This window comes from Microbacterium meiriae, assembly GCF_040702565.1.
GTDB lineage: Bacteria > Actinomycetota > Actinomycetes > Actinomycetales > Microbacteriaceae > Microbacterium > Microbacterium meiriae.
Genome location: NZ_JBFBLJ010000003.1, coordinates 606,220 through 625,553, shown reverse-complemented (window position 1 = coordinate 625,553; position 19,334 = coordinate 606,220). Strand labels below are relative to the sequence as shown.

The following is a 19,334-nucleotide window of genomic DNA, read 5'->3' as shown; positions in this document are numbered from 1 at the left end:
TGCTATACATGGAGTGTCGATTCGCGTCCACCACGCGAGCGCACACACGGAGGGGACCCCCATGACGACACCTGCCGGCTGGTACGACGACGGTTCCGGACGCCTGCGCTGGTGGGACGGCCAGCAGTGGACCGAACACTTCGCGCCGGAGACCACCGCGACGCCCGAGGACACGACCGCTGCGGCGGCTGAGGACGCGGGCGCGGACAGCACTTCCGCGGAGAGCGCCTCCGCGGCGACTTCCGACGGCGCTCCCCCGGCGGAGGGACCGACCGCCGCAGCGGAGCCCTCCACACCCGAACCCGTCGCCGCCGAACGGGAGATCGCCCCGGACGAGCCCGCGACCGACTTCATCGTCGCTCCCGAGCCCGCGCAGGACTGGACGGCGCCCGCCAGCGGTGCGCACGACCTCCCCGGCGCGGCACCGATCGTCCCTCCGGCCGGTACCGACGGCGGCACGGCGGCCTATCCCCCCGCGGCACCGTTCTCCCCCGACCAGAACGCGTATCAGGGCCAGGGCGGATACCCGGCGCAGGGTGCGTACCCGGGCTCGCAGAGTGGCGGCGGTTACCCGGGACAGGTACCGGGCGGACAGGGCGCGTACCCCGGACAGGGCGCGTACCCCGGACAGGCCGCCTATCCGGGCCAGGCACCGGCCACCGACGGCCCGAAGAAGATGTCGGTGCTCGGCCTCGTCGGTCTCGGGATCGCCGCGCTCGGCCTCATCCTCGCGTTCATCCCCCTGACGCTCCCGTTCGCCTGGTTCCTCCTGGCGGCCGGGTTCATCGTCTCGCTCATCTCCCTGTTCCTGAAGGGCACCAAGTGGCCGGGGATCACCGGCCTCGGGGTGTCGGTGCTCGGCGGCATCGTCGCGATCGTCGTGAGCATCTTCTTCGTGCTGGCCGTCGCGAACACCGTGCGCCCGGTCACGCTTCCCGACTACGACGACGGCACGAGCCAGAGCCCGGCGCCGGAGACCGACGACACCGGCGACGCGGGTACGGGTGAGGTCGCCGAGGGCACGCTGGGCGAGCCGGTCGCCGTGCCGCAGCTCGAGGGCACGGCCGAGGTCACCATCCGTTCCGCCACGTTCGGACCGACCAACGGCACGGACTTCGAGGCCGCCAACGGCGGCTATCTGTTGATCGACGTGGCCTGGGAGACGCTCGACGGGACGACCTACGTCAACCCGCTCTACTTCTCCGTCGAGACGGCCGACGGCGTCGAGGGCGACTACGACATCTTCGGCGACGCGACGCTCGAGTCCACGGAGCAGAACGCCGGGACGACGGCGGAGGGCACCGTCTCGTTCGACGTCGCCGAAAGCCCGTCCTACGTGATCGTCATCACGGACGAGATGCTGCAGGAGGTCGCCCGCGTGACCGTCGAGGCGTCGGCACGCTGATCCTTCCGCACCACACGACGAAGGCCCCGGGAGCTCCCGGGGCCTTCGTCGTGTGGGTCAGTCCTCGTCTTTGCGCTTGCGCCAGCGGATGCCCGCCGAGATGAAGTCGTCGAGGTCGCCGTCGAACACGGCGGCGGGGTTGCCGGACTCCTGGCCCGTGCGGAGGTCCTTGACGAGCTGCTGGCCGTAGAGGAAGTAGGAGCGCATCTGGTCGCCCCAGCTCGCGGTGATGTTGCCGGCGAGCTCCTTCTTCTTGGCGGCCTCCTGCTCCTTCTGCAGCAGCAGGAGACGGTTCTGCAGCACCCGCATGGCCGCGGCGCGGTTCTGGATCTGCGACTTCTCGTTCTGCATCGACACGACGATGCCGGTCGGGAGGTGGGTGATGCGCACGGCGGAGTCGGTCGTGTTGACGGACTGTCCACCGGGGCCGGAGGAGCGGAAGACGTCGACCCGGATGTCGTTCTCGGGGATGTCGACCTCGGTCGCCTCCTCCATGAGCGGGATGACCTCGACGGCGGCGAAAGACGTCTGGCGCTTGTCCGCGGATCCGAACGGGCTGATGCGCGCGAGGCGGTGCGTGCCGGCCTCGACCGAGATCGTGCCGAAGGCGTAGGGCGCGTCGATCTCGAAGGTCGCCGACTTGATACCGGCGCCCTCCGCGTACGAGGTGTCCATCACCTTGACGGGGTACTTGTGACGCTCCGCCCAGCGCAGGTACATGCGCATGAGCATCTCGGCGAAGTCGGTGGCGTCGTCGCCGCCGGCGCCAGAGCGGATGGTGACGATCGCGCTGCGCTCGTCGTACTCGCCGTCGAGCAGCGTCTGCACCTCGAGCTGGTTGATGAGGTCGGTGAGCGTCTGCAGCTCCTTGCGCGCCTCGATCGCCGACTCCTCGTCGCCCATCTCGTTCGCCAGGTCGACGAGCACCTCGAGGTCGTCGAGGCGCTGGGCGATGCCGGTGATGCGGGCGAGCTCCGACTGGCGGTGGCTCAGGGCGCTGGTGACCTTCTGGGCGTTCTCGGTGTCGTCCCAGAGGTCGGGCGCGCCGGCCTCCTCGCTGAGACGCGCGATGTCCTCGCGGAGACGGTTGACATCGACGACCTCGCTGATGTCGCCGAAGGTGTGCCTGAGCGCCTGGATTTCGGCGGAGAGATCTAGTTCGAGCATGACACCTCAGCCTAACGTGCCGCCCGCGCGCGCGGGGACGGGCGTGTCCGGCCCTTCGCGCCGACCGGAGTAGCGTGAGGGACGTGAGCAGCGCATCCACGGTCCTCCGCCAGTTCGGGCCGATGGTGTACCTGCCGACCGTCCTCTTCTCCCTCGGCGAAGGTGCGGTCATCCCGCTCATCCCGGTCATCGCTGCGTCGATGGGTGCCGACGTCGCCTTCGCGGCCCTCGTCGCCTCGGCGCTCGTGGTCGGCCAGCTCTGCGGCAACCTCCCGGCCGGGTGGGCCGTGGGGCGCATCGGCGAGCGGTTCACGATGGTCATCGCGGGCGTCATCGCCATCCTCGCCGCCGTCGGCATGGTCTTCGCGCCGTCACTCGGGGTCCTCGCGGCGTCGGTGTTCCTCCTCGGCCTGTGCGCAGCCGCCTTCGGGCTGGCCCGGCACGCGTTCATGACCACGCGGGTGCCGCTGGCGTTCCGCGCCCGCTCGCTCTCCCTGCTGGGCGGCAGCTTCCGCCTGGGCATCTTCATCGGCCCGTTCGTCTCCGCCGGCCTCCTGCAGCTCTTCGGCACGGAGGCTGCCGCGATCTGGTTCTTCCTCGCCTGCCTCGTGGTGATGGTCGTGCTCGTGCTCTTCGGACCGGATCCGGAGAAGACCGTCGCCCCACTGCGGACCACCGTCCGCTTCGCGGAGGACAGCGGCGAGGCCGTGAGCGGGTCGATCCCGACCATCGAGCGGGTCGGGATCTTCCAGACGATGTGGCGCCAGCGCGGAGTGCTCGGTCGGCTCGGGCTCGCCGCGGCCTCGCTCTCGGCGGTGCGGTCGGCGCGACAGGTCGTCCTCCCGCTGTGGGGACTCTCGCTGGGCCTCGACGCCTCGACCATCGCCCTTGTCGTCGGCGTTTCCGGAGCCATCGACTTCGCCCTCTTCTACGCCAGCGGCCAGGTGATGGACCGCTTCGGCCGGCTCTGGGCGGCGATGCCCGCGATGGTGCTGATGGGTGCCGGGTTCCTCGCCCTGTCGGTCACGCACGACGTCGACTCCGCGGTGCTCTGGTTCGGTATGTTCGCCGCGGTCCTCGGCGTCGGCAACGGGCTGTCCAGCGGCATCCTCCTCACCCTCGGAGCGGATGTCGCCCCGAAGCACGACCCCGCCGCGTTCCTCGGGTCGTGGCGCACGCTGACCGATGCCGGTGGCGCGGTCGCTCCGCTCCTCGTCTCGGGCATCACCGCGGTCGCCTCCCTGTCGTTCGCGGCCGGGGCCATGGGTCTGATCGGACTCGTCGGCGCCGCCGGGTTCCTCCGCTGGATCCCCCGGTTCGTCCCCCGGACGCCGCCGAGCACGCCGGACCCGTCCGAGGACTGAGCGCCCGGTCGCTAGCGCAGCGCCGTGCGGCTCGTCGCCGTCGCCTGCAGCGGCACCCCCTCGGGCACGAACGGCGAGAGCAGCGGCGGATGCCAGATCGCCGCGACGGTGACGCGCGCGCTCACGCCGTCCGGGGTGCCCGCGTCGACGACGGTCGCCTCGAGCCCCGCGTCACGGACGAGCGGCATCGCCTGCTCGGCCACCCCCGCGTCGGTGAGCGTCGCACGCGGCACCTCCCCCTCCACCTGCAGCGTGAAGCCGTCCGCCCCGGCGAGCGCGGCCGCATCCGCGAGCCCGTCCAGGCGCTTCTGGGTGAGGTAGAGGTCGGTGGCGCAGACACACACGAACAGCACGGCGAGCGCGAGGATCAGGTAGCCGAGGACGAGGAGCAGCACGCTCCCCTCGTCGTCGCCCCTTCCGTCCTTGTCCCCGTCGCGCCTGCGCCGGCTCATCCGCCGCTCCAGCGTCGCGAGACCTTCTGCACCGACACGGCTTCCACAGGGACGGACGTCGCCTGGTCGAGTCCGAGCACTCCCGGCACGAGCGGCAGCGGCACGCGCGTCGAGACCGTGACGACCACCGTCGCTCCCGCCGCCGGACAGGCCGATGCCCGGGGGCGACACGACACCGCGACGTCGACCGCTCCGCGATCGATGCCGTACTCCGCGACGATCCCGTCCAGCACCTGCTCCCCGCGGACTGCGGCCCCTGCGACGTCAGGTGTCGAGGCGATGGCACGTGCGGCCTGCCGCGCCGCGGCCTCGACGCCGAGCGACTGCTCCTGCACCGAACCCACAGCGATCACGAGGTACAGCAGCGGCACGAGCAGGATCACCCCGACCGTGATGAACTCCAGCGAGCTCGATCCTGCGTCATCGCGCATCGAACGACTCCGCCGGTGCGGAGGCTTCGACCTGCAGGGCTGCCGGGACACCGATGAGGTCGACCACCGGGAGGGTCGTCCGGACCCGGACCTCCACGGTCTCCTGTCCCTCCCGCCGCGTCGAGGCGACCGTGATGTCGTCGGCGTAGGAGGGGCCGATCGCGCGACGGATGACCTCGCGCGCCCGTTCCTCCCCCTCCTTGGCGGTCGTGTCGGCGAGCGCCGCGTAGTACGCGCCTTCGACGGCCGCATCGTGGACGACGTTGCGCACGTAGATCGCGAACGCCAGCTGCAGCACAGCGAGGGTCAGCGCGGTGAGCAGGGTGCCGACGAGCACGAACTCCACCGGGTTCGATCCGCGGTCATCCGTCATCCCCGCAGACGCACGCATGTCAGAGCCCCGAGACCCGCTGGATGGCCTGCTCGAAGAGGGAGGTGAGCGCAGGCCCGGCGACCGCCCAGATGAGCACGACGAGCCCCGCGGTCATCAGGGTGACGAGGACCCAGCCGGGGACATCTCCCCGTTCGTCGTCGTGGAAGGCACGGAGCATCGAGCGCGCACGAGAGATCATGCCGCCAGTGTGCATCGAAGACCTGCCGCGGCGCGGACATTATCCACAGGGCCGTGCGGGTGACCCGCGCCCTCACGCGGCGACACCAGTTCGAGGCGGTCTTTGTCCGAGCCGGAGCCGGCTTGCCAGATCGTGCCAGAAGTCACCGAGCGCACCCGTGTTGTTCGCGCGCATCCCGCGCCATGCCGAAGCTCGCCTAGCCACGGAGGTGCCACACGTCCGCGGCCGGACGCGATGACGTGCTCGCCGACAGATCCTCATGGACTGCCACATAGTGGCTCATCTTGTGTCTTTTGTCTTGTGTCCCCCAAAAAGGGGACAGACACCTCATCGCTCCGAGGTTACTGTGACGCTGGCCCGCAGGTGCGAGCCATATAACGATGATGGGGGTTCGGAGATGTGGGGATGGCGTGCAGGGATGGCGTTGGTTGCTATCGTCGCGATGCTGGGAACAGGCGTCGCGCCGGCAGCGGCTAAAGCACCCGACGAGTCCGAGCGGACGACGATCACTACATTCGGCTTCGTGCCGACAGACAGCGCTGGCACGGCCGCGCAAACCGACGTAGAAGTCCAGATCGCCGAGGTGGAATCCCTCGAGGCCTCGGACACTCCATTGGCTGCCCCTTACGACTCGAGCAAGATGCCGAGTGGGTCAGCAAAAGACCGCGCAGCGATGGCCGCGGGTGACACGGCCTATCGGATCGTCTCGACGTGGACCGATAACATTGCAAAGCCGATCGTTGCTCGCGCGGGCAACGGAACCACGTGGGGTCTCACCAAGGTTCAGAACAAGCATCATGTCAACCTCAACATGATCAAGAAGACCACAAAGTTCCCGAGGCCGACCGGCGGCCGCGTCACTCAAGGCACCTCCATCATTTACTTGACGGACGCGATCGAATGGGAGTGCTGGATCGGTTCCTGCAAGCCGAAGCGCTCGATGACAGTGAAAGTGGTGATCGAGAACGCCCGCATGAGCGACGGCAAGCAAAAGGGACTTATCACGGCATACTGTATGGGCGTCACGGTGTGCCCCCAGTGGGTCATTAACGTTGCGGGATGAAGGGCAGCATTACGCATGGGTAGCGACGTGAATGCAGAGACCTTTCTCTCAGCGGTCCGCGAAGAATGGGATAAGGCGCACGGGACGATCGTGGTGCCGGCGGAACTCGAGTTGACGCATCTGGAAGCCGACGGCGAGTCGTTGACGCTGCACGTTACAGACTCCGCCGGGTCGCGCTTCGGTTGGCGTACGCCACTTCCGGCCCATATGCGCAGTAAGAACAAGACACCAGGAGAAACGGGTACACCGCAGCATTGGGCGCTCTGGGAAGTCCTCATTCCCCTGGTAGAAGAGCTCGAGACGAACGCTGCAACTCGGTTACCGCCCGACATCGACGGTGTGAGGTGGATCTCGAGGTAAGGCCGCTCATGCCGAGACGGTGCATCCGGGCGGAGTGCGTCACTGCCTATCGGAACCGCCGGAACGCAATAGGCTCCCGCCTATGGAGCCCAACCCCCTGCTGCCGTCGATTCCGGTGCTGATCGCGATCGTCGTCGGCGTGGTGATCCTCGTCGCCGTCATCGTCATCGTCATCGGCGCGCGGAGGGCGAAGCGGCGAGGCCCTGTACTCCCGTCACGCGAATCGCACAACCCCGGGTCCGGTCATCCCGACGAGGGATAGCCTGTCACGCATGCGCCCTGGACCTGACGATGAGATGCGGGCCAGAGTCGAGATCGACGGGCTCACCTATCCCCTGCCTCGCGGCACCGATGTCGCCGCCCTCCGAGAGAGGATCGAGGCCGCCGCGCGCGCTGAACCCACCTTCGTCTCGTTCGCCACGTCGGACGGCCTGGCGAGCGTGCTCGTCCACCCGACCTCGCGGGTTTTCCTCTTCCAGGTCAAGGCCTCCGACGAGGGGAGCCTCGCCTCAGACCTCGGCGGACTGCCGGATTGGGACGTCTGAGCGTCGCGGAGCGCCGCCGCGGGATCAGGAGGTGAACTCGTCGATGACGAGCTCACCGCGGGCGTTCAGCCGCTCCATCATGTGACTGACCCGGGCCGGATCGATCGCCGGCGGCGGCTCGGCGTCGAACTCGAGCACCAGCGGGATCGCCGGGTGCATCCACGCGGACAGTCGGCCAGGGCTCTTCTTCCCCGACGGCCACGTCATCATGAAGCTCTCCTGGCGACGGAGCTTCGTGGAGATCACGATCTTCAGATGCGCCAGCACGGTGTCGTCGACCTCGATCGGCGGACGAGAGCTGTTGTACTCGAGACTTCCCATAGACAAAAGGTAAGCCGCCACGGCCTCCCCCGACGACCACTCCCCCGACGACCACTCATCCGATGCCGAGCCGCAGGATGAACAGGCCAGGGTAGATCGCGAACACGACGGACAACGGCAGGATGAGGAAGACCAACGGCAGGAGCATGAAGATCTCCTTCCGTCCGGCCTGCTCGATGAGCGTGCGCTTGGCCTCCTCCCTGGTGTCATCGGCCTGCGCGCGCAGCACCGCGGCGAGGGGTGCTCCGTGCTCGATCGCGGCGACGATCTGGTCCGCGGCTCGGGTCAGCCCCGGAAGCTCCAGCCGACCCGCCATGGCGGCCAGCGCGTCGGCGAGGGACGACCCCGTCCCGACCTCCACGATCACGCGACGCAGCTCGACCGTGAGCTCCCCCGACCCCACGCCGGCCACGCGCTTCACAGCGTCGAGGAAGCCCTCGCCCGCAGAGAGGCAGAGGGCCAGGAACTCCAGGGTCGTCGGCAACTCCTCGGTGAGGCGCACCTTCCGTGCCCGCACCCGCGCCGACAGCCGCATGTCGTACCCCACACCGGCCGCCGCTCCCGCGAGGAGCGGGATCGACCCGACCGGAAGCGACCACCGACCGATCACGACGAGAACGATGACGGCGAGCGCTCCGGCAGCGATTCCGCCCACGATCACCGCGAGCTGACGACCGCGGAAGGCGACGGGATCGAATGCCGACCCCGCCTGAGCGAGCCGCCGTCGGAGAGCTTCCGTCCCGCCGAGCAGACGGTCGAGCGTCTTCGCACCGCGCGCACCGAGGCGGAACCCTCCGGCAGGCAGGGTGCCGGGCCGGGTGAAGGCGTCGCGCGGCAACACCTCGTCGTCCACGACGTCCCGCACGTACGGCGCGATCCGCGACGCGAGCGACGCTGCCCGCCACCGCGGGAGGCCCGCCAGAAGCGAGAGGACACCCGCGGCGAATCCCCCGCCGAGCAGCACGGCCACGGCCAGCGCGGAGAGCCCACTCACCCGAACCACCGACGGGGCTCGGGCAGCCGACCGATGCGGATCATGAGGCGGAACGCGACGACCGAGACGACCGCGCCCACGACGATCACGACGATGCCCTCCGGTGTGCTGTACGCCTTCGCCCCCTCCGGACGGAGGATCAGGAGGGTGAGGATGATCCACGGCGCCACGGCTCCGAGGACGGCGGCTCCCCGGATCCACGACTGCCGCGCCTCGACCTCGCCGCGGAGCGCCGCGTCAGCACGGACGGATGAGGACAACGCCCGCAGCACGCCGATGAGCTCGGTGCCGCCGACCTGCCGCGCCATCCGCAGCGTCTCGATGATCCGATCCCCGAGCGGATCGGCGAGGACGACCTTCAACCGGTCGAGACTCGCGTCGAACCGTCCACTGCTCCGCAGGTCTCGGGCGAACACGCCGAATGCGGGGCGGAGCGCCGGGGGCGCCGACTCGGCGAGGGTGGCCACCGCATCCGGAAGCGACAGGCCGACGCGGATCGCGGCGATCAGCAGGTCACAGACATCGGGCCAGAGTTGCCGACGCAGACGCCGCAGCCGCAGTCGTCGGCCGCGCAGGTAGGCGATCGGCGCGGTCCCGCCGGCGATCCCGGCGAGGACCGCGAGCGCGGCACTCCCCGTGACGAGCCAGACGAGGGACGCCGCACCGAGGGCGGCGCCGGCGATGCCGATCACGAGGGAGCGGGTCTGCAGAGACGGGAACCCCGCCTCACCCGCCAGACGCACCAGGCGTCCGCGGTGCGCCGTGGAGGTGGAGCGCTCTCCCCTCGGCCACAGCCATGGCGACAGGGTCAGGAGCACGCCGGCCGCAAGCGTCGCGCCGAGAAGGATCGTCATGCGAGGACCCCCGAACCGACCGAGGTCGACCGCAGCGGCCGGTGTGCGGCGGCGCCGAAGACCAGAGTGCTGAGCACCCGTCCCTGGACCACTTCACCCGTCGGGGCGACGATCTCCTCGACGTATCGTCGGCCTGCCGCATCGCGCGCGCAGTGGACGACGAGATCGACCGACGACGCGATCGCCGGAGCGACGAAGCCGCGGTCGATGTTCCGCCCGGCGAGGAGCGGCAGCAGGCACAGCTTGTCGAGCGCCTCCACAGCGGAGTTGGCGTGGACAGTGCAGGCGCCGGGGACGCCGGTGTTGAGTGCCAGCACGAGGTCGAGGGCCTCCGCATCGCGCACCTCTCCGACCACGAGCCGGTCCGGTCGCATCCGCAGAGCTTCCTTCACCAACCGCCGCAGCGTGATCTCACCCGTGCCTTCGAGGCTGGGCTGACGCCCTTGCAGCGCGACCACATCGGGGCCGTCCACCGCGAGCTCGAATGTCTCCTCGACCGTGATGATGCGCTGGTCCGCCGCGCAGGCGGCCAGCAACGCGCCGAGCATGGTCGTCTTTCCCGCGTGGGTCGCCCCGGACACGATCACGGACGCACCTGCCCGCATCGCCTCACCCAGGGCATGCGCGGCATCAGGAGTCAGCGCGCCCTGCGCCGTCAGCGCGTCGAGCGAGCGGTGCCCGGGAAGGAACTTGCGGATGTTGACCATCCACGACCCGCGGACGACAAACCATCGACTGTTGCAGTGAATGCAACTGTCTACACCTGCTGGCGAGGACTACTGGGATTTCTCAGGCCTTGATGCTCTGACCGTATCAGCGGAATGTCGGGAACCTGTCCGTTCGGCTTGACTCGGTGATGCATCCTGTCGTACTTTGTTGCATCTAATGCAAGAGTTTGGCGGTTCCCCTGCGTCACTTCGACTGCTCACGTCGACGTCGAACATCGCGTTGGCGAACCCGGAGCAGCAGATCTTCGATGCGATGGTGGAGGGGTGGCGCAGCCAGCAGCGTTCTCGCGGACTGCGTGAGCAGACCATCCAGAATCGACTGGCGACGGTCACGCGGTTTCGCGACTTCGTCGACAAGCCGCCGTGGAAGTGGACCGTCGCAGACGTCGATGAGTTCACCGCCGATTCGATGGGCCGGGTTCGAGCGTTGTCGACGCTGCGGAACAACCACGGTTCAATCCATGGATTCTGCGAGTACTTGACGAGCCCGTTGTATGACTGGATGGAGATCTGCGAGCGAGAGTTCGCGGAGATTCCGTCGCAGGTGTGCTTGCCGTGGAACACCGTCGCGCATCGGTTTGAGTTCGAGGGTGATGGAAAGCGTCGCCCGTTGGCCTATGACGAGGTGGAGCGTCTCTTCGACACGGCTGATGCGCGCGTGGAGACACTGGTCGGGTCCGGGCGCAAAGGGGCGCTCGGCGCGCTACGTGATGCGCAGCTGTTGAAGACGGTCTACGCGTTCGGGTTGCGGCGCACAGAAGCGGTGATGCTAGACACGGTTGACTTGCACTACAACGCGAAGATGCGGCAGTGGGGCCGCTATGGCGCGATCCACGTACGGTGGGCGAAGGCCGCGGGAGGTGGCGCGCCACGACGACGTACCGTGCTGCTGGTGCCGGAGTTCGATTGGTGGGTGCCGGGCATGGAGCAGTGGGTGGAGCAGGCGCGCGATCGTTTCGCCCCGGGCAGTGATCTTGACGCGCTGTGGGTGACGGAACGCCGCACCCGACTGTCGGCCGGCTATCTCGACCGGCGGTTCGCGGAGCTGCGGGACGAGGCCGGCTTGTCAAAGGCCCTGACTCTGCACAGCCTCCGGCATTCGTACGTGACGCACCTGCTCGAGTTCGGCTACGCCGACCGATTCGTCCAGGAGCAGGTCGGGCACATGCATGCTTCGACGACCTCGATCTACGCCTCCGTCAGCTCGGACTTCAAGAACCGGGTACTCGCGGACGCATTGAAGGCCCTCATCGAAGGAGAAGCAGATGACCGTTGAGCTCGAGACCGCATGGAACCTCCGCAGCGTGATGGCCTCGCGCGGGATCTTCCAGACCTCCAAGCTGAAGCCGTTGCTCGAGGAGCGGGGCGTCGACCTGTCCCGGGAACAGGTGTACCGACTGGTGACGCAAGCACCGCAGCGGGTTCGCATCGACGTGCTCGCCGCGCTGTGCGACGCGTTGGAGTGCTCGCTCGACGACCTCGTGCAGGTCACCCGCCGGGAGGCTGCGGCCCCGGTCGCGGTGGGTGAAGAGGCGACGCGGGGTGCGATCGGCGATCTGCGGCCCGTGCGGGCCACGATCCGTCGCCCGCGCTCGAAGTAGGCCGCGGTGGCGAAGCCTCCGCAGGAGCCCAGGGTTGCTGAGGTCGCCGGGCTCGTCCACGCGATCGCGCCGGAGACCCCGGTGGAGCGCCTTGTTGAGATCGTGGCTGAAGTCGCACCCGTGCCGCTCACCCAACGGCGTCTCGAACTCGCACTCCTCAAACAACCTGGAGTCCTCGAAGGGCGACACCGGAACGTACCGGTGACGGTGCAGGATCTGGCCCACGCTCTCGTGAACGAGGGTGCCGGGCGGGTCGTCTTGCCTACATGCGATTCCTGTGGACGTGCCGTTCGGATGCCTCACAAGACGCCGACCGGCGGTCGCCACTGCTCGCGCTGTGAACGGAATGCCCGATCGGTCGCGTGTGCCAGATGCGGACGAGTTCAGCCCGTGCAGCGCACCGTCGATGGGCAACGGTTCTGCCGGGACTGCTGGCGAGCCGATCCGCGGTCGTTCGGCGACTGCTCGCGATGCGGGCAGAACGCCACTATTATCGTCCGTCGCCCCGCGCTCGTCTGTCTCGCGTGCTACACCGCGCCGGTCAAGATGTGCGAGCTCTGCGGGGAGCCGGGCCGCGTAGCGACGCACCTGGACGGCCGACGGGTCTGCGCCCGCTGCTACTACGCGATGCGACGCCCCCAGCCGTGCCCGGAGTGCGGGCGGAAGGTGTTCCTCACTGGCTTCATGAATGGGCACAAGGTCTGCGCCGAGTGCGCAGGAGCTCCCGTGACGATGGCATGCCCGGGATGCGGGACGATCGAAGAGGTGCGCAAGCACCGGCTATGCGTAGAGTGCCGGCGACCTATCGCCATCCAGCAACTGCTTGCTGACGACAGCGGAGAGATCCGCCCCGAGCTGCACCCGCTCGCGGAGTATCTGGTGACGCACCACGGCAGTGCGATCTCCCTCGAGCGGTGGCTGCACAAGAGCCGCTGTGCGGTCGTCCTCCGTGAGCTCGCCGATGGCACGCTGCCCCTCACCGCGGACGCGATCATGACCAGAGCGCACGCCGGCCAGTCCGTGGCATTCCTGCTCTCGCTCCTCATCCGCTCAGGCGTACTGCCCGATTTCGACATCCAAGCGGCGAGGTTCGAGCACTGGTTCCAACGGTGGCTTCCGACCGTCCCCCATCCCGAGGACCGGCTCCTCCTACGGCGGTACTGCACCTGGGAGCTGCTGCCGTCGGGCAGATCACTCAGGGGCAGACCAGCTACGGCCGTCCGATCCGGCTCCACCTATCAGAAGGTGCGTGCGGCGCTGAAGCGGTGCGCGGCCCTCCTGCAGCAGATCCGCGCGAGCGGCGAAACGCTGACGACATACCCGCAGCGATCTCTCGACGGCTTCCTCACCGGTTCGCCCTCACAACGGGATGCCCTCGCGCCGTTCACCCGGTGGCTGCGACGGCACCGCCTGAGCCGCCTCCGGGTCGAGTTCCGCAGCCATCGCCTCGAAGGGCGCGACTACGCCGCCGACCATCGGTGGACGATGGCACGCGCGTTCATCACGCGAGACGACATGGATCCCGTGACGCGAGTCAGCGGATTGCTCGTCCTGTTCTACGGGCTCCACCTGACCCGCATCGCAGCGATCACCCGCGCACAAGTCGATACGACCGCGCGCCCCATGACGCTGACGGTCGGAACTGAACCGATCGAGCTGCCCGAAGTCCTCGCCGAAGCAATGGTCCAGCTGCTCGACGGCAACCGCTCCGACACTTGGCTCTTCCCGGGCAGGAACCCGGGCCGACCGATCACCCCCGGGCCGCTCAGCCGTCGACTCCGTCAAGAAGGACTCCTCGCCGGCAGCGCTCGTGTCACCGCGCTGATGGACCTCACCCGACAACTGCATCCTCGAATCGTGTCCGACCTGCTCGGCATCACGGCGTCATCAGCTGCCGCCTGGGCACGCCTCTCCGGGGGCGAATGGTCCGACTATCCCGCGCTGCGCTCAACCTCGACCTGAGCACCAATGGCCTCCCGCTACGCTTGCGCCTCCAGTGGGACTGCCTGAATTATCGGACAGACCCCCGGGCTTGGCTACAGATAGCGGCAGACCTGATCCGAGCTGCACGTGTCGGGCTCGACGTGCTCGGCCTGGTCGCGGAGCCCGGCGAGGGTGTCGCGCAGGTCGTGGAGCTGCCTGAGCTGCTCGTCGATATCGGTGAGGCGTGCGTCGAGGAGGTCGCGGACGTGGCTGCAGGGCGCTTGGCCGTGGTCGCGGATGTGGAGGATCTGCTGGATCTGGGCGAGGGTGAGTCCAGCGGCTTGGCCGCGGTGGATGAAGTCGATTCGGGCGATGGTCTCGGCGGTGTAGTTGCGGTAGCCGCTGGGCGTGCGCCCGGCCGGCGGCAGGAGCCCCTGGTCCTCGTAGAACCGCAACGTCTTCGCCGTGGTGCCGGCCGCGTCGGCGAGCTCTCCGATCCGCATTCCCCGCCCCCCCTTTTCGCTGGTCGCAAATTTCGTGCTTGACCTTCCCCTGTGGTGGAAGGTTCATGATGAGTGTATCAGCGGGATGTTCCAAGATGTCCAGGGAGGAATAAGGATGCCATCGAGGTTTGATCTGGCCGTGATTGGGTCGGGTGGCGCGGCATTCGCCGCGGCGATCCGCGCCACCACACTGGGAAAGTCGGTGGTGATGATCGAGCGCGGCACGTTGGGCGGCACGTGCGTGAACACGGGGTGCGTTCCGTCCAAGGCGCTGCTCGCGGCCGCCGAGGCCCGCCACGTGGCCGCGGATGCGGGCTCCCGGTTCCCGGGGATCGCCGCCACCGCTGGCCCGGTAGACATGCACGGGCTGGTGGGTGGCAAGCAGGACCTGGTCGAGGCGATGCGGAGTGAGAAGTACATCGATGTGGCCGAGGCCTACGGCTGGCCGGTTCGCCAGGGCGAGGCGGCGTTCGCCGGAACCCCGGACGCGCCGGTCGTCGAGGTCACCGCCGCGGACGGCACCGTCGAAACCATCGAGGCCGCCCACTACCTCGTCGCCACCGGCTCCCGCCCGTGGGCTCCGCTCATCGAGGGACTGGACGGCGTCGGCTACCTCACGTCGACGTCGGCGATGGAGCTGTCCGAGGTCCCGGGCTCGCTGCTGGTGCTCGGCGGCGGCTATGTGGCCCTGGAGATGGCCCAGCTGTTCGCCCGGCTCGGCTCGAAGGTGACTCTGCTGGTGCGGTCCCGGCTGGCGTCGAAGGAGGAGCCGGAGGTCTCCAAAGCGTTGCAGGGAGTTTTCGCGGACGAGGGCATCCGGGTTGTCCGCCGCGCTGTTCCCACCCGCGTCACCCGCGACCCGGGCACCGGCCAGATCGTCGCCGCGGCCGAGGTCTCGGGCGGCGTGCAGGAGTTCCGTGCCGACGAGATCCTCGTCGCGCTCGGCCGCGCCCCGGTCACCGACGGGCTCAACCTCGAGGCGGTGGGGGTGAGCAGTGGCGAGGCTGGACAGATCGTGGTCACCGACCAGTTGCAGTCCTCCAACCCTCGCGTCTGGGCGGCTGGGGATGTCACCAGGCACCCCGAGTTCGTCTACGTCGCAGCCCGGCACGGCACGTTGGTCGCCGAGAACGCCTTCACTGACGCCAGCACGTCGGTCGACTACACGCGGATGCCGCGGGTCACGTTCACGAGCCCTGCCGTCGGCGCGGTCGGGATGACCGAGAAGGAGGTCATCGCGGCCGGGATCCGCTGCGACTGCCGTGTCCTGCCACTCGAGTACGTGCCCCGCGCACTGGTGAACCGGGACACCCGCGGATTCATCAAGATGGTCGCCAACGCGGACACCGGCGAGATCCTCGGCCTGACCGCGGTCGCCAAGGACGCCGGCGAACTCGCCGCCGCAGGTGTCCACATCCTCGGCAAGACCATCACCGAGGTCGCCGACGCGTGGGCCCCGTACCTGACCATGGCCGAAGGCATCCGGATCGTCGCCAAGGCCTTCACCACCGATGTGTCGATGCTGTCCTGCTGCGCCTGACCGCGCGCCAGACAGCGGATCCACCCCATCAGAAACTGGAGCCTCGCCATGACGCCCCTCACTACCGACCTGACCGATCGGCTCGCCCGGTCCGAGGAGACAGCCCTGCTGGTTCCGCTCCTGCGGCTGCTTGTCGCCGGTGACCCGGTCACCATCGAGCAGCTCGCGACCGCCACCGCTCTCACCGCCGACGAGGTCCGCACCCGCCTCGCCGCATCACCGGACACCGAGTACGACGACCAGGGGCGGATTATCGGTCAGGGCCTGACCCTGCGCCCCACCACCCACCGGTTCACCGTCGCCGGTGAGGAGCTCTACACCTGGTGCGCCTTCGATACCCTGATCTTCCCCACCCTCCTCGATCGGCCCGCCCGGGTCGAATCGATCTCCCCGGCCAGCGGCGACACGATCCGCGTCACCGTCGACCCGACCGCCGGTGTCACTAGCGTGGAACCGGCGACCGCGGTGGTGTCCTTGGTCAGCCCCGAGGCCATGCACTCGATTCGCTCCTCGTTCTGCAACCAGGTCCACTACTTCGCTTCCCGCGAGGACGCCGCCGGATGGCTCACGGAACACCCCATGGCCCAAGTCCTCACGGTCGCCGATGCCTTCGAGGTTGGCAGCACCCTGATCACCGAAATGCTCGAGCGCCCCCGGACCGGTGCCGACGAACTGTCTGGAAGCTGCTGCGGTCCCGAGACCTGCTGCTGAGACGGCACCACGAGAGGACAGAACACCAATGCCTCCCAACCAGGACGACCAGCGAGGCGGCCGTGGCCTGCTCCTCGGAGCCGTCGCCGCACTGCTCGTGGCCGGCTGCTGCGCCCTCCTTCCACTTCTCGTCGTCGGAGGCACGATCACAGGGATCGGCACCCTCCTCCGCAACCCGTGGGTGATCACGGGCGGTGCCGCACTCCTGATCCTCGCGGTGGTTGCAAGCATCGTGATGACAGCGCGTGCCAGGCGACACCGTGGCGAGAACGACCCCGACTGCTGCCCGCCCCTTCGCCCGACCATAACGAAGACAGACCCGAGGCGAAGGGAAACCGGAACCAAATGATCATGGCCATTAGACCCCGGCATACGGCCCGCCCGATAGGCCCCTAGTCAGCAGGCAAGCCGCCGATCAACGCGCGCGAACTCTGATGTGAAATCTAAAGGTCATCCGCATGGTCCCGGATCAAGCCGTCACGCGGCGGCGACGTCCTGCGCGGTCACGTGCTTGCCTTCCGCGTCGACGCGGCGCGCAGGCCGTTGAGGATCACGATCACCTCGGCGATCTCGTGCACCAGCACCACCGCCGCAAGCCCCAGGACGCCAAAGAGGGCGAGCGGGAGCAGGGCGGTGATGATCAGCAGCGACAGGATGATGTTCTGGTTGATGATGCGCCGCCCCCGACGGGCATGGGCGAACGCGCGCGGGAGAAGCCGCAGATCGTGACCGGTGAAGGCCACGTCGGCCGACTCGATCGCGGCGTCGGAGCCCGTCGCGCCCATCGCGATCCCGATGTCCGCGGCGGCCAGGGCGGGGGCGTCGTTGATGCCGTCGCCGATCATCGCGACCGAGCCGTTCTTCCTACCGAGTTCGCTGATCGCAGCGGCCTTGTCTTCGGGGCGCAGCTCGGCGCGGACGTCATCGATCCCTGCATGCGCAGCGAGGGCGCGGGCGGTGCGGGCGTTGTCGCCGGTGAGCATGGTGACCCCGATGCCCTGCGCGGCGAGGGTACGGACGACCTCGGGGACCTCGGGGCGCAGCTCGTCGCGGACGCCGATCGCGGCGACCGGGACGCCGCCGCGGTGGACGATCACGACTGTCATGCCCTGCTCTTCCAGGCCTGCGACCTGGTCGCCGAGGAGTCCGGCGTCGAGCCAACGGGGGCTGCCGACGGTGATCCGCGCGCCGGCGAGCTTGCCTTCGATGCCGTGCCCGGCCTGCTCGGTCACGCCCTCCGCCGCAGGAGCGCCCGGCGCTGCGGCGGTGATCGCGGCGGCGAGGGGGTGGGTGCTGTGCTGCTCCAGAGCGGCCGCCCACGCCAGCGCCTGCACCTCGCTCACACCGTCCACGGTGAGGACGGCGGTGACGGCGGGCTCGTTGCGGGTGAGGGTGCCGGTCTTGTCGACGGCGACGTGGCGGATCACGCCGAACCGCTCGAACGCGGCACCGGACTTGATGATCACGCCGAACTTGCTCGCCGAGCCGATCGCGGCCACCACGGTCAGCGGCACCGAAATCGCCAGCGCGCACGGCGACGCCGCCACCAGCACCACGAGGGCGCGGGTGATCCACAGCTCCGGGTCGCCAAGCAGCGAGCCGATGATCGCGACCAGGGCGGCGAGGATCAGCACGCCCGGGACGAGCGGGCGGGCGATGCGGTCGGCGAGACGGGCCCGGTCGCCCTTCTCGACCTGAGCCTGCTCCACCAGGTCGACGATCGTGGTCAGCGAGTTGTCCGTGCCTGCCGCGGTCGTCTCGACCTCCATCGCCCCAGCGGTGTTGATCGCGCCCGCGGAGACGGCATCGCCGGGCTCGACCTCGACCGGGATCGATTCCCCGGTGATCGCGGAGGTGTCCAGGCTGGAGCGCCCCGTGCGGACGATGCCGTCGGTCGCGATCCGCTCACCCGGCCGCACCAGCATCAGCTGCCCGACAGCCAGATCCTTCGCGGCGATGTCGACCGATGCTCCGTCGCGGCGGATGGTGGCGGTCTCCGGGACGAGCTTGAGCAGTGCCCGGAGCCCGCCGCGGGCACGGTCCATCGCCTTGTCTTCCAGTGCCTCGGCGATCGAGTACAGGAATGCCAGCGCTGCGGCCTCCTCGACGTAGCCGAGGATCACTGCGCCGACCGCGCTGATGGTCATCAGCAGCCCGATGCCGAGCTTGCCCTTGAAGAGGTTCCGGATCGCGCCGGGGGTGAACGTCGACGCGCCCAGCAGCAGGCCGATCCAGAACAGCACCAGCGCAGGGATTTCCATCCCGGACCACTCCAGCGCCAGACCGGTGAGGAACGCCACACCGGAGAAGACCGGGACCATGATCCCGCGGTCCCGCCACCAGGGGCGCTCCGCCTCCTCGGCCTCTTCGCCGATTGCGGTCTCAGGTTCGTCGTGCTCGCAGCCGCACGCCGCGCTCACTCGCCCGCTCCCGTCCCGCAGCAGCCCGGCACCGTGCACGAAGAGTCCACGCAGGGCGCGTGCTCATCGACAGCGAGCGTCACGTCCACCAGCGCGGTGAGCGCCGCCGCGAGATGCGGGTCCGCGATCTCGTAGCGCGTCTGCCGCCCTTCCGGCTCGGCGACCACGATGCCGCAGTCGCGCAGGCAGGTCAGGTGGTTCGAGACGTTCGAGCGGGTCAGCTCCAGCTCACGCGAGAGCACCGCCGGGTAGCTGGGGCCGTCGAGCAGGGTCATCAGTATCCGGGAGCGCGTCGGGTCCGCCATGGCCCGGCCGAGCCGGTTCATGACGTCGAGACGTGGAGCAATGGTCAGCATGCACTGATCATACAGTGTCGACTG

Annotated in this window: 24 protein-coding genes; 12 read left to right on the top strand and 12 right to left on the bottom strand. The window is 68.8% G+C overall.

Translation table 11 applies throughout. The features are described from left to right. The first annotated feature begins 61 nt into the window (after window positions 1–61). Window positions 62–1,405, top strand: coding sequence for a DUF2510 domain-containing protein (locus tag AB0310_RS16825; RefSeq protein WP_232089051.1), 1,344 nt, complete (start codon window positions 62–64; stop codon window positions 1,403–1,405). Between the two features lie 57 nt (window positions 1,406–1,462). Here the strand turns inward: AB0310_RS16825 and prfB are convergent, their stop codons facing one another. Continuing rightward, the gene (gene prfB / locus AB0310_RS16820; protein ID WP_187661893.1) at window positions 1,463–2,572 is read right to left on the bottom strand and encodes a peptide chain release factor 2; all 1,110 of its coding nucleotides are present in this window, start codon (window positions 2,570–2,572) and stop codon (window positions 1,463–1,465) included. A 122-nt stretch (window positions 2,573–2,694) separates the two neighbouring features. On the opposite strand from prfB, the gene AB0310_RS16815 reads away from it, so the two are divergent. Next, on the top strand, window positions 2,695–3,936 hold the full coding sequence (locus tag AB0310_RS16815) for an MFS transporter (RefSeq protein ID WP_268776887.1): 1,242 nt from the start codon (window positions 2,695–2,697) through the stop codon (window positions 3,934–3,936). A gap of 11 nt (window positions 3,937–3,947) precedes the next feature. On the opposite strand, the gene AB0310_RS16810 is transcribed toward AB0310_RS16815, so the two are convergent. From AB0310_RS16810 to AB0310_RS16795, 4 genes are read right to left on the bottom strand one after another with little or no spacing between them, the layout of a single operon-like run. Continuing rightward, complete coding sequence (locus AB0310_RS16810) at window positions 3,948–4,388, bottom strand: pilus assembly protein TadG-related protein (RefSeq protein WP_292795631.1); 441 nt, start codon at window positions 4,386–4,388, stop codon at window positions 3,948–3,950. Further along, window positions 4,385–4,819 (bottom strand): TadE family protein, encoded by a 435-nt coding sequence (locus AB0310_RS16805; protein ID WP_292795634.1) that lies wholly within the window; start codon window positions 4,817–4,819, stop codon window positions 4,385–4,387. Before AB0310_RS16805 ends, AB0310_RS16810 begins: the two co-directional genes overlap by 4 nt. Continuing rightward, window positions 4,809–5,192: a TadE/TadG family type IV pilus assembly protein gene (locus AB0310_RS16800; protein ID WP_366237671.1), complete on the bottom strand. Its 384-nt coding sequence runs from the start codon at window positions 5,190–5,192 to the stop codon at window positions 4,809–4,811. The genes AB0310_RS16805 and AB0310_RS16800 overlap by 11 nt, the downstream gene beginning before the upstream one ends. Before the next feature lie 19 nt (window positions 5,193–5,211). Further along, a complete protein-coding gene (locus AB0310_RS16795) occupies window positions 5,212–5,391 on the bottom strand; it encodes a hypothetical protein (protein WP_075245484.1) in 180 nt (59 codons plus the stop codon). 418 nt (window positions 5,392–5,809) lie between these two features. Here AB0310_RS16795 and AB0310_RS16790 point away from each other — a divergent pair, with 418 nt between their 5' ends. The 4 genes from AB0310_RS16790 to AB0310_RS16775 all read left to right on the top strand — a co-directional run bounded on the left by AB0310_RS16790 (window position 5,810) and on the right by AB0310_RS16775 (window position 7,359). Further along, the gene (locus AB0310_RS16790) at window positions 5,810–6,454 is read left to right on the top strand and encodes a hypothetical protein (protein WP_366237670.1); all 645 of its coding nucleotides are present in this window, start codon (window positions 5,810–5,812) and stop codon (window positions 6,452–6,454) included. Between the two features lie 15 nt (window positions 6,455–6,469). After that, complete coding sequence (locus AB0310_RS16785; RefSeq protein WP_187661899.1) at window positions 6,470–6,814, top strand: hypothetical protein; 345 nt, start codon at window positions 6,470–6,472, stop codon at window positions 6,812–6,814. An 82-nt stretch (window positions 6,815–6,896) separates the two neighbouring features. Then, window positions 6,897–7,076 carry a hypothetical protein gene (locus tag AB0310_RS16780; protein WP_187661900.1) on the top strand — a complete coding sequence of 60 codons (180 nt, stop codon included), beginning with the start codon at window positions 6,897–6,899 and terminating at the stop codon, window positions 7,074–7,076. Window positions 7,077–7,086: 10 nt separating this feature from the next. Beyond that, a complete protein-coding gene (locus tag AB0310_RS16775) occupies window positions 7,087–7,359 on the top strand; it encodes a hypothetical protein (RefSeq protein ID WP_187661901.1) in 273 nt (90 codons plus the stop codon). A gap of 24 nt (window positions 7,360–7,383) precedes the next feature. Here AB0310_RS16775 and AB0310_RS16770 read toward each other — a convergent pair whose 3' ends face one another. From AB0310_RS16770 to AB0310_RS16755, 4 genes are read right to left on the bottom strand one after another with little or no spacing between them, the layout of a single operon-like run. Further along, window positions 7,384–7,680: a DUF7882 family protein gene (locus AB0310_RS16770; RefSeq protein ID WP_187661902.1), complete on the bottom strand. Its 297-nt coding sequence runs from the start codon at window positions 7,678–7,680 to the stop codon at window positions 7,384–7,386. 55 nt (window positions 7,681–7,735) lie between these two features. After that, complete coding sequence (locus AB0310_RS16765; RefSeq protein WP_366237669.1) at window positions 7,736–8,674, bottom strand: type II secretion system F family protein; 939 nt, start codon at window positions 8,672–8,674, stop codon at window positions 7,736–7,738. Beyond that, the gene (locus AB0310_RS16760; RefSeq protein WP_366237668.1) at window positions 8,671–9,528 is read right to left on the bottom strand and encodes a type II secretion system F family protein; all 858 of its coding nucleotides are present in this window, start codon (window positions 9,526–9,528) and stop codon (window positions 8,671–8,673) included. The genes AB0310_RS16765 and AB0310_RS16760 overlap by 4 nt, the downstream gene beginning before the upstream one ends. Next, entirely contained in the window at window positions 9,525–10,235 is a 711-nt protein-coding gene (locus tag AB0310_RS16755) for an ATPase, T2SS/T4P/T4SS family (protein ID WP_366237667.1), read from the bottom strand. The genes AB0310_RS16760 and AB0310_RS16755 overlap by 4 nt, the downstream gene beginning before the upstream one ends. 241 nt (window positions 10,236–10,476) lie before the next feature. Between AB0310_RS16755 and AB0310_RS16750 the strand changes: the two genes are divergently transcribed. From AB0310_RS16750 to AB0310_RS16740, 3 genes are all read left to right on the top strand, one after another. Further along, window positions 10,477–11,532 carry a tyrosine-type recombinase/integrase gene (locus tag AB0310_RS16750; RefSeq protein ID WP_017828523.1) on the top strand — a complete coding sequence of 352 codons (1,056 nt, stop codon included), beginning with the start codon at window positions 10,477–10,479 and terminating at the stop codon, window positions 11,530–11,532. Further along, window positions 11,522–11,857, top strand: a complete 336-nt coding sequence (locus AB0310_RS16745) for a helix-turn-helix domain-containing protein (protein WP_017828522.1) — start codon at window positions 11,522–11,524, stop codon at window positions 11,855–11,857. Before AB0310_RS16750 ends, AB0310_RS16745 begins: the two co-directional genes overlap by 11 nt. A 732-nt stretch (window positions 11,858–12,589) precedes the next feature. Continuing rightward, window positions 12,590–13,819: a hypothetical protein gene (locus AB0310_RS16740; RefSeq protein WP_257022287.1), complete on the top strand. Its 1,230-nt coding sequence runs from the start codon at window positions 12,590–12,592 to the stop codon at window positions 13,817–13,819. A gap of 74 nt (window positions 13,820–13,893) precedes the next feature. Here the strand turns inward: AB0310_RS16740 and AB0310_RS16735 are convergent, their stop codons facing one another. Further along, on the bottom strand, window positions 13,894–14,283 hold the full coding sequence (locus AB0310_RS16735; RefSeq protein ID WP_230114039.1) for a heavy metal-responsive transcriptional regulator: 390 nt from the start codon (window positions 14,281–14,283) through the stop codon (window positions 13,894–13,896). A gap of 115 nt (window positions 14,284–14,398) precedes the next feature. On the opposite strand from AB0310_RS16735, the gene merA reads away from it, so the two are divergent. Genes merA through merT form a run of 3 tightly spaced genes read left to right on the top strand, consistent with a single transcriptional unit; the run spans window position 14,399 to window position 16,883 of the window. Then, the gene (gene merA, locus AB0310_RS16730) at window positions 14,399–15,823 is read left to right on the top strand and encodes a mercury(II) reductase (RefSeq protein WP_230114038.1); all 1,425 of its coding nucleotides are present in this window, start codon (window positions 14,399–14,401) and stop codon (window positions 15,821–15,823) included. A gap of 48 nt (window positions 15,824–15,871) precedes the next feature. Then, on the top strand, window positions 15,872–16,534 hold the full coding sequence (merB, locus tag AB0310_RS16725) for an organomercurial lyase MerB (protein ID WP_230114037.1): 663 nt from the start codon (window positions 15,872–15,874) through the stop codon (window positions 16,532–16,534). A gap of 28 nt (window positions 16,535–16,562) precedes the next feature. Further along, on the top strand, window positions 16,563–16,883 hold the full coding sequence (gene merT / locus AB0310_RS17055; protein ID WP_522727344.1) for a mercuric ion transporter MerT: 321 nt from the start codon (window positions 16,563–16,565) through the stop codon (window positions 16,881–16,883). A 154-nt stretch (window positions 16,884–17,037) separates the two neighbouring features. On the opposite strand, the gene AB0310_RS16720 is transcribed toward merT, so the two are convergent. Together AB0310_RS16720 and cmtR are read right to left on the bottom strand one after the other, a co-directional pair. Then, window positions 17,038–18,954, bottom strand: a complete 1,917-nt coding sequence (locus tag AB0310_RS16720; RefSeq protein ID WP_230114036.1) for a heavy metal translocating P-type ATPase — start codon at window positions 18,952–18,954, stop codon at window positions 17,038–17,040. Further along, window positions 18,951–19,310, bottom strand: coding sequence for a Cd(II)/Pb(II)-sensing metalloregulatory transcriptional regulator CmtR (gene cmtR, locus AB0310_RS16715; protein ID WP_230114035.1), 360 nt, complete (start codon window positions 19,308–19,310; stop codon window positions 18,951–18,953). The genes AB0310_RS16720 and cmtR overlap by 4 nt, the downstream gene beginning before the upstream one ends. Window positions 19,311–19,334 lie beyond the last annotated feature (24 nt).